Genomic DNA, 17,117 nt, shown 5'->3' on the forward strand with positions numbered 1-17,117 from the left:
AGTTCTTGGAAAGTTAAAGGGGACTGAGGGAGGGAGGTGCGCCCGGAGGCGCACCTCCCGCTCGTCAGACTTCCTCTACGGAAGAGGGCTCGCGGCGGGACAGGTCGATGCCGAGCTCCTCGGCGGCGCGGAAGACGTCCTCCTCCGCGTCACGGAGCTCGATCGCCGAACCGTCCTGGCTCAGGACCTCGACGTTCAGGCACAGCGACTGCATCTCCTTGACGAGAACCTTGAACGACTCCGGGATACCCGAGTCGGGGATGTTCTCGCCCTTGACGATCGCCTCGTACACCTTCACGCGGCCGGGCACGTCGTCCGACTTGATGGTCAGGAGCTCCTGCAGGGCGTAGGCGGCGCCGTACGCCTCCATCGCCCAGACCTCCATCTCACCGAAGCGCTGGCCACCGAACTGGGCCTTACCGCCGAGCGGCTGCTGGGTGATCATCGAGTACGGACCGGTCGAACGCGCGTGGATCTTGTCGTCGACCAGGTGGTGCAGCTTCAGGATGTACATGTAGCCCACGGCCACCGGCTCCGGGAACGGCTCGCCGGAGCGACCGTCGAAGAGGCGGGCCTTGCCGTCGGTGCCGACCACACGCTGACCGTCCCGGTTCGGGAGGGTCGAGGCGAGCAGACCGGTGATCTCGTCCTCACGCGCACCGTCGAAGACCGGCGTGGCCACCTTGGTGCCCGGGTCGGCCTTGTCGGCGTGGATCTTGATCAGGCGCTGCTTCCAGGCGCTGTCGTCGGGGTCGTCGGAGAGGTTGAGGTCCCAACCCTGCTTGGCGAGCCAGCCGAGGTGGAGCTCCAGGACCTGTCCGATGTTCATACGACGCGGAACACCGAGCGGGTTGAGCAGAACGTCGACCGGGGTGCCGTCCTCCATGAACGGCATGTCCTCGACCGGCAGGATCTTCGCGATGACGCCCTTGTTGCCGTGACGGCCGGCGAGCTTGTCACCCACGGAGATCTTGCGCTTCTGCGCCACGTAGACACGAACCAGCTGGTTCACGCCCGGGGGCAGCTCGTCGCCCTCCTCACGGTCGAAGACGCGGACACCGATGACGGTGCCCTCCTCGCCGTGCGGAACCTTCATCGAGGTGTCGCGGACCTCGCGCGCCTTCTCACCGAAGATCGCGCGGAGCAGACGCTCCTCCGGGGTGAGCTCGGTCTCGCCCTTCGGCGTGACCTTGCCGACCAGGATGTCACCGGTGGTGACCTCGGCGCCGATGCGGATGATGCCGCGCTCGTCGAGGTCGGCCAGCATCTCCTCGGAGACGTTCGGGATGTCCCGGGTGATCTCCTCCGGACCCAGCTTGGTGTCGCGGGCGTCGACCTCGTGCTCCTCGATGTGGATCGAGGTGAGGTAGTCCTGCTGCACCAGACGCTGGGAGAGGATGATCGCGTCCTCGTAGTTGTGGCCCTGCCACGACTGGAAGGCGACCAGGAGGTTGGCACCCAGCGCCATCTCGGCACCCTGGGTCGCCGGACCGTCGGCCAGCGGGGAGCCGACCTCGACCCGGGCGCCCTCGTCTACCAGGGGCTGCTGGTTGACGCAGTTGCCCTGGTTGGAGCGCTCGAACTTGGCCAGCTTGTAGGTGGTGTAGGTGCCGTCGTCGTTGAGGGTCTCGATGACGTCGGCGGAGACCTCCTTGACGACACCGGCCTTCTTGGCGACGAGCACGTCACCGGCGTCGACCGCGGCCCGGTACTCGATGCCGGTGCCGACCAGCGGCGAGTCGCTGCGGACCAGCGGAACGGCCTGACGCTGCATGTTGGCGCCCATGAGCGCACGGTTGGCGTCGTCGTGCTCGAGGAACGGGATCAGCGCGGTCGCGACCGACACCATCTGGCGCGGCGAGACGTCGATGTAGTCGACCTCGTCGGCCAGGAGCTCGGAGACCTCACCGTCGCGCTGGCGAACCAGGACGCGCTCGGTGGCGAACTTCATGTTCTCGTCGACGGCCGCGTTGGCCTGCGCGATGACGTACTTGTCCTCGTCGTCGGCGGTCAGGTAGTCGATCTGGTCGGTGACGACGCCGTTGACGACCTTGCGGTAGGGCGTCTCCACGAAACCGAACGGGTTGATCCGGCCGAAGGAGGCCAGCGAGCCGATCAGACCGATGTTGGGACCTTCAGGGGTCTCGATCGGGCACATCCGGCCGTAGTGCGACGGGTGGACGTCTCGGACCTCCATGCCGGCGCGGTCACGGGAGAGACCACCCGGGCCGAGGGCCGACAGACGACGCTTGTGCGTCAGGCCCGCGAGCGGGTTGTTCTGGTCCATGAACTGCGACAGCTGCGAGGTGCCGAAGAACTCCTTCAGCGCAGCGACCACGGGACGGATGTTGATCAGGGACTGCGGCGTGATCGCCTCGACGTCCTGGGTCGTCATCCGCTCGCGCACGACGCGCTCCATACGGGCAAGGCCCGTACGCAGCTGGTTCTGGATCAGCTCGCCGACCGTCCGCATCCGGCGGTTGCCGAAGTGGTCGATGTCGTCGGCGGCGATGTCGATCGTGCCCTGCGGGGTCTCGAGCTGCGTACGCCCGTCGTGCAGAGCCACGACGTACTTGATCGTCGCGACGATGTCGTCGACGGTCAGGGTCTGCTGGTCGAAGGCCTCGGTCAGACCGAGCTTCTTGTTGACCTTGTAGCGGCCGACCTTGGCGGTGTCGTAGCGCTTCGGGTTGAAGTAGTAGTTGTTCAGCAGCGTCTGCGCGGCCTCACGCGTGGGCGGCTCGCCCGGGCGCAGCTTGCGGTAGATGTCGAGCAGCGCGTCGTCCTGGGCGGTGGTGCTGTCCTTCTCCAGGGTCAGCATCATCGACTCGTACTCGCCGAACTCCTCGCGGATCTGCTCGTTGGTCCAGCCGAGGGCCTTGAGCAGCACGGTGACGTTCTGCTTGCGCTTGCGGTCGAGGCGGACGCCGACGAGGTCGCGCTTGTCGATCTCGAACTCGAGCCAGGCACCACGGCTCGGGATCAGCTTGGCGGTGTAGATGTCCTTGTCCGACGTCTTGTCGGCGGTGCGCTCGAAGTAGACGCCCGGGGACCGGACGAGCTGGGAGACGACGACACGCTCGGTGCCGTTGATGACGAAGGTGCCCTGGTCGGTCATGAGCGGGAAGTCACCCATGAAGACCGTCTGGCCCTTGATCTCACCAGTGTCGTTGTTGGTGAACTCCGCCGAGACATAGAGCGGCGCGGAGTAGGTGAAGTCCTTCTCCTTGCACTCCTCGACGGTGTACTTGGGGTCGTAGAAGACAGGGCTCTCGAAGGAGAGGGACATCGTCTCCGAGAAGTCCTCGATCGGGGAGATCTCCTCGAAGATCTCCTGTAGACCGGACTTGTGAGACACGTCCTCACCCGCGGCTTCGCGGGCGGCAACCTGCTCCTGCCAGCGCTCGTTGCCGATCAGCCAGTCAAAGCTTTCGGTCTGGAGGGCGAGGAGCTGAGGGAGCTCGAGAGGCTCTGAGATCTTTGCGAAAGAGATGCGGCGAGGGGTGGAGTCACCCGACGAGGTGCGCGCGGCCAAGAGGAATCCTTCGACAAGGTTCGCAGGTGGATTCGCGCCGCCGACCACCGAACAGCCACCGGGCAGGCTGAGGGGCATATGAAGGCATGCGCAAAGCGCCATAGTACGGCATAAAAGCGCACTTCACAACACCGGGCCTCAATTAAAGTCCGGCGTTCCTTCATTCACACCTTCGGCGCCCGACCGTCGGCGTTGTCGATCGTTGCCTTGTCGAGCATCGCGGATGATCATGCGCCTCTTCGGCACCCCGGGTCAAGCATCCGCGCCAATCGGTCCGTCCTCCGGGAAGGTTGATCCGATCACTTGACAGGTAGGACGAGGCCTGCGGGCCTAGTCCTTGCTGGGCTGGGTCTCGACCTTGTCCACCAGCCACTCGTCGCCGACCTTGGTCATGGTGAGCATCGCGTACTCCTGGTAGCCGATCGGGGTGCTGCGCTGGGCGTTGGTGACCTGACGGTCGACCAGCACCAGGATCTGCACGGTGTCGTCGGAGACCCGGATGACGCCGGCGTCGACCGGGGCGAGGGTCTTCACCACCGTCTTCGTCTCGGGGACGTTGTCGACGAGCACCGCGAAGAGACGGTCGTAGTCCTCGCGGTAGTCCTTCGTCATCACGTCGTGAGCCTTGCTCTTCGACGCGTCCATCTTGCTGTAGTCGTAGGACAGCAGCGGGACCACGGCCTTCTTGGCCGCCTCGAGCGCCTCGGCGCCCTGCTCCTCGACGAGAAGCTTGTGGTTGCGGGTGATCTGCTTGCCCACCGCACCCTCGACCGTGCTGGTCGTGACGTTGTTGTTGGAGACGGTCTCCACCTTCTCCTGCCCGAAGAAGACCACACCGGCGGCCACGACCGCGGCCAGGGCGAGGGCACCGGCAGCGACCAGGCCCCACGTCGGGAGCACCGGGAGCGTACGGCCACCGGGCTCCTTCGTCTCGTCGTCGGAGTCCTCGGTGTCCTCGGCGTCCTCGGGAGCGTCCGGTACGTCCTCGGCCACCGCGTCCTCGACGGCAGCGGTCTCCACGGCGGCCTCAGGGCCGTCGTCCTCGGCCTCGTCGCTCTCGTCCTCGTCGCTCTCGGCAGCGGCGGCCTCGAGGGCGGCGAGCTCGGCGTCGTACGCAGCCCGCTTGTCAGCGTCCAGAAGGACGGCGGCGGCCTCGTTGAGGGTGCGGAAGCGACGGTCGGTCGGGTCCAGATCGGCGATCGCCGACTTCCAGGCCGCCCGGATGTCGTCGGTGGCGGCGTCGGGCTCGACGTCGAGCAGGTCGTACCAGGTCGGAGAAGTCATCGTGGAACTCATGGTGTCACCCCTTGGCTGCTTTCCGAAGTAGGAGCCTCCTCGGCGGGATACCAGTCGTCGACCAGCCACTTCCCGTTCTGCTTCACGAGCTCCACCTCCGTCCGGGCGAGCTGGCGCGCCGCCTCGACGCGCTCCTCGGACCCCTCGGACTTCGGGTAGCTGATCGCGAGCTCGGCGACGACCAGCACGGTCGCGCTGTCCTCGTCGAGGCCGGCGACCGCCGTGCTGTGCACGTCGCTGGTGCGACCGACGCCCTGCTGGACGACGGTGGCCTCGGCGAAGGCGACGTTGCCGAGGAAGCTCTTCTCGAACTTGGGGGTCAGCAGCGCGCCGACCTCCTTGCGGTAGTCCGGCATCGTCTTCTTGTCGCTGCCGATGTCCTCGGGACCGTAGGTGTTGACCCGCCCGACGAACTTGTCGGCAGCGGCCATCACCTGCTCGCGCTGGCTCACCACGGAGTCGTCGGCGCCGCGGGTCAGCTGCCAGCCGACGTAGCCGACGGCGGCGATGATGACGGCGATCAGCAGCGCCAGCACGCCCCAGCGGAGCAGAGCGCCCTGCCTGGCCGTCGCCTGGTCGTTCTCTGAGCCGGTCTCCGTATCGGGGCCGGGGTCGGTCGTGGTGCTCAAAACGGATCACTCTCTGTGGTCAGTGGCTCCAGGAGCCATTTCCAAGCATCCTCACCGTACGCCGCCGGCGAATCGGTCGATGCGGCAGCACTCCGGGGCCCCGAACCCGGCGGGCTGCATGTGGTCGAAGTCGTCGCGCTACTGGGTCTCCATCGGCTGGAGGTAGAGCCACTTCCAGGCGTCGTCGCCGTAGGAGGACGGCGCCGCGGTCGACACCGAGGTGTCCTCCGCCTCGCCCCAGGTCAGCTTGCCCGTCTCCGGGTCGAAGGACGCGACCGAGCCGGCCTCGCCGACACCGGCACGCGGCAGCTGGCTGGAGCCGCGGGCGTTGGACTTGGACGGGTCCTCGGTGCAGGAGACCTCGGTGTTGAACGGACGGCTCTGCAGGTCCAGCGGGCTGCGCTTCTTGGTGCTCTCGTAGCCCTTCTTGCACGGAGTCTGGCTGGTGATCACCAGTCCGAAGTGCGCCTGCGCCAGGCCCGGGTGGCCGACGTCGACCACGGCGAAGCTGCCCTCCACCACGGTGGGGAAGATGGAGAGCAGGTGCTTGACGCCCGGCAGGTTCTTGCGGACGACCTTGCCCGTCACCAGCACCTCGTTGAGGAGCTCGCTGATCTCCACGTCGTTCTGCTCGAGGAACGTACGCAGCTCGGTGGCGCCGGCGGAGCCGCTCTCGATCAGCTTGATCAGGTCCTTGTTGGAGCCTGCGAGCGTGCCGGTGAACAGCTCCAGGTCGGTCGCGAACGACTTGATCGCCGAGGTGCTGTCGAGCTGCCCCTGGAGGACGGTGTTGCTGTCCCGGATCAGCTGCGTGGTCAGCCCGAAGTTCTGGTCGGCGGTCTCCACGAACGCGGTGCCGGTGTCGATGATGGTCTGCAGGTCCTGACCGGTGCCGGCGAAACCCTTGCCGAGCTCGTCGACGGTGGTCGTCAGCGCCTTCTGGTCGACCGAGTTCACGGTGACGGTGATGTCCTCGAGCAGCTTCTCGGTCGGCAGGGGCGTGGCCGTCGCCGCGCGGGCGATCTCCGACCCCTCCTCGAGGTAGGGCGCACCCTTCGACTGCGGCTGCAGCTCGACGTACTGCTCACCGACGGCGGAGCGGTTGCCGACCACGGCGAGGCTGTCCGCCGGGATCTTGTCCTTCCACGCGTTGTCGATCTTCAGCGTGACGTCGACGCCGCTGCGGTTGAGCACGAGCTCACCGACCTGGCCGATCTTGACGCCCCGGTAGTCGACCTCGGCGTCCTCGTAGATGCCGCCCGACTGCTCGAAGTGGGCCATCACGACGTAGTGGTCCTTGAGGAACAGGGACCCCAGCCGGGCGTAGCGCGCACCGACGAAGCTGACCCCGACGAGGGTGATCAGCAGGAAGATCATCAGCTGCATCTTCGTACGGCGGGTGATCATGAGACGCCCTCCTGATGAGTGTTGCTCGAGGTGCTCAGTGCCGGGATCATCAGCGAGGTCAGACCCGGGTCGAGCTCCTTGCTCAGCTCCTCGTACGTCACCGCATGCGTGCCTGGTGTCGCGCCGGCGCGACAGAACAGCAGCAGGACGCACCCGGTGCCGTCGTCACCTGACGTGCTGCCGTCGTCGGACGAGGACGTTCCGAGGCCGAGCAGGCCGTCGAGGGTCTTCCCGATGGAGCCGAGCACACCGGTCACGCACGCCTGAGGCGCCGTCGACTGCCCGGTCAGCGCTTCCTGGCACGTGTCGATGGCACTGGCCAGCCCGCCTTCCTTGCAGACGTTGGTGAGGTTGTTGAGCCAGTCGAGAGCCGTCTCCTCGTCGGGGAAGGTCTTGATCTTCCGGTTGATCTCCTCGAGGCCCCAGCAGGCGGCGCTTCCCACCCGAGGGGCGTTCTGCAGCAGGGTGTCGAGGTTGAGGTCGACGGTGACGTCGAGGTTGACGAAGTCACCCATGTGCAGGTTGCGCGCGGTCTGCGGCGAGCCACCGACCGCCTGGTCGACGAACGGGTAGGTGAGGATCGTGTTCATCGCCTTGACGAAGTTGTCGCCGGCGTCGGCGAGGTTCGACAGCAGCGGCCGGAGGTCCTTCACGATGCCGATCGTGTTGTCCTTCGACGCCCTGATCACACGTACGCCGGTGTCGCCGAGCCGCTCGAGCGCCTCGAGCATCTTGACCAGGTCGGCGCGCTGCTTGTCGATGCTGGAGATCGCCGAGGGAAGCTCGTCGAGGGCGGCGTCGATGGAGCCCATCTGCGCGTTGGTGGCCTTCGCCAGCGCATCGAGCGCCTCGATGGCCGCGACGATCTTCTCCTTGTTGTTGTCGAGGTCGCGCGCCAGCTTCTCCACCTGGTGGAGCACCGAGCGGGCCGAGTCCTCGCGACCCTCGAGGGCCTTGTTGAGCTCGGTCGAGATCGTCTTCAGCTGGGCGACGCCACCACCGTTGAGCAGCAGGCTCAGCGCACTGAAGACCTCTTCGATCTCCGGGTTACGGCCGGTCTGGGCCAGCGGGATGGTCGAACCGTCGGTCAGCTTCGTCGACTCGGGCTCCGCCGGCCGCTCCAGGGAGACGAACTTCTCGCCGAGCAGGGAGGTCTGCTGGATCGAGGCCCGTGTGTTGGCGGGCAGGTCCACGTCCTTCTTCAGCAGCATCTCGACGGTCGCGACACCGTCGTCGAGCCAGATCTTGTTGATCTTGCCGACGTCGATGTCCTCGAGCTTCACGGTCGACTGGGGCACCAGGTCGAGGGTGTCCTGGAACTGCGCGGTGACCGAGATCGCGTCGTCTCCGGCGTCCACACCGCCCGGGAGCGGCAGGTCGTAGACGGAGAAGCTGCCGCAGCCGGTCAGCATCAGGGCGCCGACGAGCACACCGACGAACGCCTGGACGGCGCGCTTCATGGTCCTCATCGGTCCGTCACCTCCACCAGGCCGCCGAGCGACATGTCATAGGGCACTCCGTAGGACGAGCCCGTGCCGGGGCCGATCGCCGCGGAGCGGTTCAGACCGGGCATCTGCCGGATCTGCGTGCAGATCTCGGCGCTGCTGCCGTTGGTCGCCTGGTCCACGAGGCTGCACAGGAACGAGGCCGGGTTCTGGACGATCTCGTCGAGGACCATCGTGATGTTGGCGTTGGTGTCCAGCGTGCCGGTCTCCGGGTTGTACGCCAGGCCCAGGTTGTTGAGGGCCAGCGGAGCGGTCCGGAGGCTCTCGTCGAGCGCCTTGCGCTGCTTCACGAGCACCTTGCCGATCCGGTTGAGGCCTTGGATGTCCTCGCGCAGGATCGCCTTGTTGTCGCGGACGAACTGGGTCACCTTGGTCAGCGCCACCGACAGGTTCTTCATCGACGCCGCGAGCTCCTGACGCTCACCCTCCAGCATCGAGGAGACCTCCGCGAGGGCCTGGGCGAAGTCGCGTACGGTCTGGTCGTTCTCGGCGAGCGTGCCGATGAAGCCCTCGAGCTGCTCGGCGGAGTCGAAGAACTGCTCGTCGCGGTTGTCGAGCGTCTTGGTCAGCTTGCCGAGGTCGCCGACGGTCGAGTTGATCTTCTCGCCCTGGCCGCCGAGGTTCTTCGCGGTCTGCTGCAGCAGATCGGTGAGCGCGCCGTTCTTGTTGGCGCCGTCCGGCCCGAGCGCGACCACCAGGTCGTCGACGCTGGAGTAGATCTGGTCGAGCTCGACCGGGACCGACGTCTTGTCGGTGCTCAGCACCGCCCCGTCGTCCATCTTCTCGCCGCCGTCGTAGGCGGGCGTGACCTGGACGTAGCGGTCACCGACGATGGAGGGCGAGATGACCACGGCCTTCCCGTCGGCGGGCAGGTCGACGTCCTCCCGGTACTCCATGGTGACCTTGACGTCGGTGCCGTTCGGCTCGACGGCGGTCACCTTGCCGACGGCGACACCGAGCACGCGCAGGTCGCTGCCCTCGTAGAGGGAGACCGTGCGCGGGAAGTGCGCCACCAGCGTCTTCTCGCCGGTGTCGCGGACCAGCGCCCAGGCGCCGACGGCCAGGACGAGCGCACCGATGATGATCGGGACGATGTACTTGTTCATGGGGTCCTCCCCGTGACTGCCGGTACGGGAGGCATGTTCTGGACGTAGGTGTCCCACCACGGACCGTTGCCCAGGGTGTTGTTGAAGACCTTGTAGAACGGCGCCATCAGCCGCAGGGACTTCTCGAGGTTCTCCTCGTTCTTCGTGAACACGTCGAGGATCACGTCGAGGCTCTCGAGCGCCGGCTTGAGGTCGGCCCGGCTGTCGTCGACCAGCTGCGAGAGCTCCTTGGAGAGCTGCTGGGTCGAGAGGAGCAGGTTGTGGACCGCCTCGCGTCGCTCGACCAGGGCTGCGAACAGCTGGTTGGCGTCGTTCATCAGGGCGATCAGGTCCTCGTCGCGCTCGTCGAGCACCTTGGTCACCCGGTCGAGCTGGGTGAGCAGCGAGTCGATGCGCTCGTCCTTGGCGGCCAGGTTGCGGGAGAGGTCGGAGACGCCGGTGAGGGCCGCCTGGAACTCCTCCGGCGTCGACCGGGTCAGGTCGGCGAGCGTGGTGAGCGCCGCGGCGAGCTGGTCCTTGTCGATGTTGGCGGAGGTGTCGGCCAGGCCCTCGAAGGCCTGGACCACATCGTAGGGAGACTCGGTGCGGTCCACCGGGATGGTGGCTCCCGCCTTCATCTGGCCCTCGCCGGCCGGCTGGAGCTCGAGGAACATGTCGCCGAGCAGCGTCTTCACGCGTACGCCGGCACCGGAGTTCTCACCGAAGTTGACCTTCTCGCGGATCTTGAAGCCGACCTTGACCTGATTGCCGTCGAGCTCGATCGAGTCGACCTTGCCGACCCGGACACCGGCCACCCGGACCTCGTCCCCGGTCTTGAGACCACCGGCCTCGGAGAAGTTGGCGTAGTAGGTGGTGCCACCACCGATCAGCGGCAGGCTGTCGGCCTTGAACGCCATCACCATCAGCATGAGGAGGACGGCGATCGAGACGGCACCGATCTTGACTGGGTTACGTTCGCGGAAGGGAATCATCCGAGGTTGCACCTCGCTTGACCGGGCTGGTAGAGCGGAATGTCGAGGTCCTTGCCCTCGGGGTCGCGGATCGTGCCCCGCAGACCGCACAGGTAGAAGTTGAACCAACCGCCGTAGCTGGCCGTCGCACCGATCTTGTCCAGCTTGATCGGCTGGAGCTCCATCGCGTCGTCGAGCTGCCGCTTGTCCTTGGCGACCTGGTCGGAGAACCTCCGGGCCTGGCGCAGGTCCTCGAGCAGCGGATCCTTCGCCTCGTGCACGAGGTCAGCGGTCTCCACGGACAGAGCCGAGATCTGGTCGAGGGATCCCAGGATCGCCTCGCGGTCCTTGTTGAGACCGCCGACGAAGTCACGGAAGGTCACGATCAGGCTCGAGAGCTCCTTCTCACGATCGCCCACGTGCTCGAGCACCTCGGTGAGGTTGTCGATCAGGGCGTTGATGATCTGGTCCTTCTCCGCCAGCGTCGAGGTCAGCGACGCCGTGTGGGAGAGCAGGCTCTCCAGCGTGCCGCCCTCGCCCTGGAAGACCTGGACGATCTCGTAGGAGAGGGTGTTGACGTCGTTGGGCGACAGCGCCTGGAACAGCGGCTTGAACCCGTTGAAGAGCACGGTCAGGTCGAGCGCCGGGTGGGTCTGCCCGACCGGGATCGTCTGGCCCTCCTGCAGCGCCGACGCGTCGCCCACCAGCTGGTTGGTCAGCGCGAGGTAGCGCTGGCCGATCAGGTTGCGGTACTTGATCGTCGCCTCGGTCGTGGTCGCGAGCTGCTGCGCGCTGTCCACCGTGAAGGTGACCACGGCGCTACGGGCGTCGTCGGAGATCTCGATGCCCTTGACCGAGCCGACCTTGACCCCCGAGATGCGTACGTCGTCGCCCTTGTTCACACCGGTGACGTCGGTGAAGACCGCCTTGTACTCATCGGTCTGGCCGAAGGTCACGTTGCCGATCGTGATCGCGAGCAGCGCGGTGGCCAGCGTCGTGACGACGATGAAGATGATCAGCTTCCAGAAATCCTGGAAGGTCTTGGCATCGAAGAGCTTGACCGCGCTCATCGGTAGCTCACCTCCGCTCCACGCGCCGCCGGCCCGAGCATCAGCGCACCGAGGTCGGGGACCTCGTCAGCGGTCATGCCCATGCCCGGAGCGAACAGCTCGTTGATGACATCGGCCTCGGCCGACGTACCGACGTAGGACAGGGCCGAGTATCCGGTCGTCCCGGTGGCAGAACGCATGACGCCCTTTCCGGTGGGCTCGTCGACGCCGTCGTCCTTGTTCGGGAACGGGGCGAACGGCTTCGCCTGGGTCCAGGACGCGTTGGGGAGCTCGCCGCAGTCGGGACCGCTGTCCTCGCCGTAGCGCGGCTTGTCGTTGGTGTTGTAGGGGCGCGCCTGGTGCGGCAGCGTCTCCAGCGTGATGTGGACGGTGTAGTTGCGGAACACCTCGGTGAACTCGTCGGTCAGGGTGTCCATGCCGCCGATGAGACACGGGAGCATCGGGGCGTAGCGCGCCAGCGCCTGGGTGACCGGGCGGCCGACCTCGCCGAGCTGGATCAGCGTGTCGCCGTTGTCGTCGAGGAACTTGTCAGCGGTGTTGGAGAAGGCGGTGACGTCGGTCAGCATCTTGTTGAGCTGTGCCTCGCGGTCCTCGAGCGTGGTCGCCGTGACGATGGTGTTGCGCAGGATCTGACCCAGCTCGGGCAGCACGGCCTGGTAGGTGCCGGAGACCTTCGTGGCGAGCTCGAGGTCCTCGATCAGCGCGGGGATCTCGGGGTTGAGCCGCTTCAGGTAGGAGTCGAGGGTGTCGAGCGACTCGCCGAGCTTCTCGCCGCGTCCCTCGAGGGCGGTGGCCATCGCGTTGAGCGTCATGTTGAGGTCGGCCGGCTGGATCGTCCGCAGCAGCGGGTAGAGGTCGCGCAGCACGGCCTGGACCTCGGTGGCCAGCTTCGTCTTCTCGATGACGGCGCCCGGCTGGATCGACTCGGTGAAGTCGGAGTCGGGCGGGATCAGCGAGACGTACTTCTGCCCGAAGAGCGTCTTGGGGAGGATCGCGCCGGTCACGTCGGGGTGGACCTTGCTGATCTCGTCGCGGAAGAGCCCCAGGGTCAACTCGGCGCCCTCGTCGGTCGCCTTCATGTCGAGGACCTCGCCGACGATCAGGCCACGGACCTTGACGTCGGCGCGGTCGGGAAGCTGCAGACCGATGCGGTCTGCCTTGAGGGTGATCTCCTCGAAGTCGCCGAACTTGTTGGTGAACTGCGCCCAGGTCAGGACGAGCGCCGTGAGGACCAGGGCGATGAAGACGATGCCGAGGATCTTGCCCTTCTGCCGAGCCCAGGCGAGGGCCACGGCGCTCCGCTTGTGAGGAGCGGGCACGTGGTGCTCGATGCCGTCTCGGCTGAGTGTCTGAGTCATCCCGCCAACCTCACAGTCGTCGTGCTGCCCCAGATCGCCATGGAGAGCATCAGGTCGAGCACGGAGACGGCGACGATGCTCGTACGCACCGCCTTGCCGACCGCGACGCCCACACCAGCAGGACCGCCGGAGGCGTTGTAGCCGTGGTAGCAGTGGATCAAGATCACCACGACCGCGAAGATCAGCACCTTGCCGAAGGACCACAGCACGTCCACCGGTGGCAGGAAGGTGTTGAAGTAGTGGTCGTAGGTGCCGGCGCTCTGGCCGTAGAAGAGGATCACCGTGAACCGGGTGGCGACGTAGGAGGAGAGCAGACCGACCACGTAGAGCGGCACGATCGCGATCAGGCCGCCGATCATCCGGGTGGTGACCAGGAAGGGCAGCGACGGGATCGCCATCACCTCGAGCGCGTCGACCTCTTCGGAGATCCGCATCGCGCCGAGCTGAGCGGTGAAACCGCAGCCGACCGTCGCGGCGAGCGCGATGCCGGCGACCAGCGGCGCGATCTCACGGGTGTTGAAGTAGGCCGACACGAAGCCGGAGAACGCACTGGTGCCGAGCTGGTCGAGGGCGGTGTAGCCGGAGAGCCCGACCTGGGCTCCGGTGAAGAAGGTCATCGCCAGGATCACGCCGACGGTGCCGCCGATGACGGCCAGCGCACCAGAGCCGAGGGTGACCTCGGCGAGGATCCGGAGGATCTCCTTCTTGTAGCGCCTGAGCGTGCGCGGGAACCACGACACGGCACGCAGGTAGAAACCGAGCTCGTCACCGAGGTGGTCGAGGCTCTTGGCAGGCTTCTCGTAGATCGCCTTGATGTTCGCCATCCGTCTCGCCTCCTAACCGGTCTTGCTCGGGATGATCTGCAGGAAGATCGCAGACATCACGAAGTTGACGATGAACAGCAGCAGGAACGTGATGACGACCGACTCGTTCACGGCGTCACCGACGCCCTTCGGACCACCGCCCGCGTTCATGCCCTTGTACGCAGCCACGATCGCCGCGATCAGACCGAACACGAGCGCCTTCGCCAGGCCCTGCCAGAGGTCGGCCATCTGCGCCAGCGCGGTGAAGCTGGCCAGGTAGGCACCCGGGGTGCCGCCCTGGATGATGACGTTGAAGACGTACCCGCCCATGACCCCGACGATCGAGACCAGGCCGTTGAGGAAGACCGCGATCATCATCGCGGCGAGCACACGCGGGACCACCAGACGCTGGATCGGGTCGATGCCCAGAACCATCATCGCGTCGAGCTCTTCACGGATCTTCCGGGCACCGAGGTCGGCGGCGATCGCCGAACCACCAGCACCCGCGACCAGCAGCGCGGTCGCGATCGGGGCGGCCTGCTGGACGACCGCGAGGACCGCGGCCGACCCGACGAAGGACTGCGCACCGAACTGCTGCACGAGGCCACCCACCTGCAGCGCGATGACCGCACCGAAGGGGATCGCGACCAGCGCGGTCGGGACGATCGTCACCGACGCGATGAACCACGCCTGCTGGATGAACTCGCGGAACTGGAAGGGGCGCCGGAACACGGCTCGCCCCACGTCCAGCCCGAACGCGAAGAGTGAGCCAGCGGTCCCGATCGGTTTCAGGACCCTGGCAGCGGTCAGAGAAGACATCAGTGAGGAGCCTCTGTCGGATCTGCTTTCACGCCACCGGGGGCCATGGCGGCGTCGGGACGGAACGACCCCGGCGGCGGGGTGACACCGTTCTCCCGGCACCAGGCACCCGGGGGACGCTGGTACTTACGGGGGATGCCGTTGGACGGCTCGAGCTGCATCGGGATCGGCGGCAGCGGCGGCAGGCCCATGTCCTTCTCCGCGGCCAGCTCGTCGGCGTCCTTCTCCTCCGACATACCGATCGGACCGATCGTCTGGGCGTTGAGGAACTGCCGCACCACGGGCTCCTCGGAGCTGAGCAGCATCTCGCGGGGACCGTACATCGCCAGGTGCTTGTGGTAGAGCAGGCCGATGTTGTCCGGCACCGTACGCGTCGAGTTGATGTCGTGGGTCACGATCAGGAACGTGGCGTCGATCTGCGCGTTCAGGTCGATGAAGAGCTGGTTGATGAACGCCGTACGCACCGGGTCCAGACCGGAGTCGGGCTCGTCGATGAGCAGGATCTCCGGGTCGAGGACGAGAGCACGCGCCAGGCCGGCACGCTTGCGCATACCACCGGAGATCTCACCGGGAAGCTTGTTCTCGGCACCGATGAGACCGACCAGGTCCATCTTCTCCATGACGATGTTGCGGATCTCCGACTCGCTCTTCTTCGTGTGCTCACGAAGCGGGAACGCGACGTTGTCGAACAGGTCCATCGAACCGAACATGGCGCCGTCCTGGAACAGCACCCCGAAGAGCTTGCGGACCTCGTAGAGGTCCTTCTCCGAGCAGGTGGCGATGTCGACGCCCTCGATGACCACCGAGCCCTGATCGGGCTTGATCAGACCGATGAGGGTCTTGAGAAGCACCGACTTACCGGTGCCGGACGGCCCGAGCATCACGCTGATCTCGCCCGCGGGCAGCGTCAGCGTGACGTCCTTCCAGATGAGCTGCTTACCAAAGCTCTTGGTCAGCCCTTCGATCTTTACGTCTACACCCATCCGGGCCGGCTCCCTTCCTGTTCGCGGAGGTCTCCCTCAAGTCCCCCACTGCCCGACTAACGGCAGAGTGTGACGGGGGTTACGCACTTCCTGCGACACGCGTCACACTTTTGTAAACCATAGCGGCTGCGAACGGCGACGGTGATCGCCACCCGAGACGGGTCCTCTCGGCGAACACTTCGACGGTCGGATCACGACCTTCGCGCTCGGCGTGTGTTCAAGATAACGAAACAAACCGCGGGAGGCTACTCTCCAGTAGCCTCCCGCGGTTGGAACGATCGGAGCGCTGCGCTGCAGCTTGACCGATCTGTGGCGGAACTGTTTCCGCGATGTAGCAAGCCCGGGCCGGCGGAAACCGCCGAACCCGGGCTCGCAGGGCCGAAGCCCTCAGATCACTTGACGGTGACGGTGGCGCCGGCGGCCTCGAGGGCCTCCTTCGCCTTGTCAGCGGTCTCCTTGTTGGCGGCCTCGAGGACAGCCTTGGGGGCACCCTCGACGAGCTCCTTGGCCTCCTTCAGACCGAGGGAGGTCAGGGCGCGCACCTCCTTGATGACGTTGATCTTCTTGTCGCCAGCGGACTCGAGGATGACGTCGAACTCGTCCTTCTCCTCGGCAGCGGCGGCGGCCGGGGCGCCCGGGGCGCCGGCAGCGGCAACGGCGACCGGAGCAGCAGCGGTGACACCGAAGGTGTCCTCGAAGGCCTTGACGAACTCGGAGAGCTCGATGAGGGTGAGCTCCTTGAAAGCGTCGAGCAGCTCGTCGGTGGAGAGCTTCGCCATGATGGCATTTCCTTTCGTGGTGGCCCTGTGCGTATTTCTTTGAGTACGCGGCAGAGCCGGGTTACAGGTGGTGGTTAGTTACGACCGGGGCGATCACGCCTCGGCCGGAGCCTCCTCGGCGGCAGCCGGCTCAGCGGCACCACCTGCGAGGATCGAGGGGTCCTCCGCGGCCTTGGCCTCGAGAGCGGCAGCGAGCTGCGCGGTCTTCGAGGGCAGAGCGTTGAAGGCGTACAGAGCCTGGGACATCGTCGCGGTGAACGCGCCCGCAAGCTTGGCGAGCAGGACCTCGCGCGACTCGAGATCGGCAAGCTTGCCGACCTCAGCAGCGTCGATGGCCTTGCCGTCGAGGTACCCGCCCTTGATGACAAGGTTGGGGTTGGCCTTGGCAAAGTCACGCAGACCCTTGGCCGCCTCGACGACGTCACCCTTGATGAAGGCGATCGCGGTCGGGCCGGTCAGCAGGTCATCGAAGCCTTCGATGCCGCTCTGGGAGGCAGCGATCTTGGCCAGCGTGTTCTTGACCACGGCGTAGTTAGCGCTCTCACCGAGCGAGCGACGAAGAGTCTTCAGCTCGCCAACGGTGAGACCACGGTACTCGGTCAGCACGACGCCGCTCGAGGCGCTGAACTCGTCAGCGATCTCGGCAACGGCAGTCTGCTTGTCAGCCCGCGCCATGGGTCTCCTTCTTCCGGGAATCGATCCCACCGGCGAGGGCCCGTGAATGACAAACGCCCCGAGCGCAGGCTCAGGGCGTGACGTACGATCTCGTCTTGCTCTTCACCTACGCTGGCCGTCCGCATCCTGCGGAACCTTCGATCGGGTGCATGCACACCTGACAACCGGCGGTCTCTGGTTTCGAACAACAATTATGCGTACG

Annotated in this window: 14 protein-coding genes; all 14 read right to left on the minus strand. The window is 66.2% G+C overall.

What is annotated here, in order from left to right; translation table 11 throughout:
* Positions 1 to 64: 64 nt before the first annotated feature.
* The 14 genes from rpoB to rplJ all read right to left on the minus strand — a co-directional run bounded on the left by rpoB (position 65) and on the right by rplJ (position 16,915).
* Positions 65 to 3,535, minus strand: a complete 3,471-nt coding sequence (gene rpoB / locus HD557_RS23585) for a DNA-directed RNA polymerase subunit beta (protein WP_008362859.1) — start codon at positions 3,533 to 3,535, stop codon at positions 65 to 67.
* 330 nt (positions 3,536 to 3,865) lie between these two features.
* On the minus strand, positions 3,866 to 4,819 hold the full coding sequence (locus tag HD557_RS23590) for a J domain-containing protein (RefSeq protein ID WP_196875677.1): 954 nt from the start codon (positions 4,817 to 4,819) through the stop codon (positions 3,866 to 3,868).
* Between the two features lie 8 nt (positions 4,820 to 4,827).
* On the minus strand, positions 4,828 to 5,460 hold the full coding sequence (locus HD557_RS23595; protein WP_196875678.1) for a hypothetical protein: 633 nt from the start codon (positions 5,458 to 5,460) through the stop codon (positions 4,828 to 4,830).
* Between the two features lie 138 nt (positions 5,461 to 5,598).
* Positions 5,599 to 6,867 carry an MCE family protein gene (locus HD557_RS23600; RefSeq protein WP_196875679.1) on the minus strand — a complete coding sequence of 423 codons (1,269 nt, stop codon included), beginning with the start codon at positions 6,865 to 6,867 and terminating at the stop codon, positions 5,599 to 5,601.
* Positions 6,864 to 8,336, minus strand: coding sequence for an MCE family protein (locus HD557_RS23605; protein WP_196875680.1), 1,473 nt, complete (start codon positions 8,334 to 8,336; stop codon positions 6,864 to 6,866). The genes HD557_RS23600 and HD557_RS23605 overlap by 4 nt, the downstream gene beginning before the upstream one ends.
* A complete protein-coding gene (locus HD557_RS23610; protein WP_196875681.1) occupies positions 8,333 to 9,478 on the minus strand; it encodes an MCE family protein in 1,146 nt (381 codons plus the stop codon). Before HD557_RS23610 ends, HD557_RS23605 begins: the two co-directional genes overlap by 4 nt.
* On the minus strand, positions 9,475 to 10,449 hold the full coding sequence (locus tag HD557_RS23615) for an MCE family protein (RefSeq protein ID WP_008362870.1): 975 nt from the start codon (positions 10,447 to 10,449) through the stop codon (positions 9,475 to 9,477). Before HD557_RS23615 ends, HD557_RS23610 begins: the two co-directional genes overlap by 4 nt.
* On the minus strand, positions 10,446 to 11,498 hold the full coding sequence (locus HD557_RS23620) for an MCE family protein (protein ID WP_196875682.1): 1,053 nt from the start codon (positions 11,496 to 11,498) through the stop codon (positions 10,446 to 10,448). The genes HD557_RS23615 and HD557_RS23620 overlap by 4 nt, the downstream gene beginning before the upstream one ends.
* Complete coding sequence (locus HD557_RS23625; protein ID WP_231380432.1) at positions 11,495 to 12,856, minus strand: MCE family protein; 1,362 nt, start codon at positions 12,854 to 12,856, stop codon at positions 11,495 to 11,497. Before HD557_RS23625 ends, HD557_RS23620 begins: the two co-directional genes overlap by 4 nt.
* Positions 12,853 to 13,680 (minus strand): MlaE family ABC transporter permease, encoded by an 828-nt coding sequence (locus HD557_RS23630; protein ID WP_008362875.1) that lies wholly within the window; start codon positions 13,678 to 13,680, stop codon positions 12,853 to 12,855. The genes HD557_RS23625 and HD557_RS23630 overlap by 4 nt, the downstream gene beginning before the upstream one ends.
* A 12-nt stretch (positions 13,681 to 13,692) precedes the next feature.
* Positions 13,693 to 14,478: an MlaE family ABC transporter permease gene (locus HD557_RS23635; protein WP_008362876.1), complete on the minus strand. Its 786-nt coding sequence runs from the start codon at positions 14,476 to 14,478 to the stop codon at positions 13,693 to 13,695.
* Positions 14,478 to 15,461 (minus strand): ABC transporter ATP-binding protein, encoded by a 984-nt coding sequence (locus HD557_RS23640; RefSeq protein WP_196875683.1) that lies wholly within the window; start codon positions 15,459 to 15,461, stop codon positions 14,478 to 14,480. Before HD557_RS23640 ends, HD557_RS23635 begins: the two co-directional genes overlap by 1 nt.
* 392 nt (positions 15,462 to 15,853) lie before the next feature.
* Positions 15,854 to 16,240: a 50S ribosomal protein L7/L12 gene (gene rplL / locus HD557_RS23645; RefSeq protein ID WP_008362878.1), complete on the minus strand. Its 387-nt coding sequence runs from the start codon at positions 16,238 to 16,240 to the stop codon at positions 15,854 to 15,856.
* A 93-nt stretch (positions 16,241 to 16,333) separates the two neighbouring features.
* The gene (gene rplJ / locus HD557_RS23650; protein ID WP_008362879.1) at positions 16,334 to 16,915 is read right to left on the minus strand and encodes a 50S ribosomal protein L10; all 582 of its coding nucleotides are present in this window, start codon (positions 16,913 to 16,915) and stop codon (positions 16,334 to 16,336) included.
* Between the last annotated feature and the right edge of the window lie 202 nt (positions 16,916 to 17,117).

Source organism: Nocardioides luteus (genome assembly GCF_015752315.1).
GTDB lineage: Bacteria > Actinomycetota > Actinomycetes > Propionibacteriales > Nocardioidaceae > Nocardioides.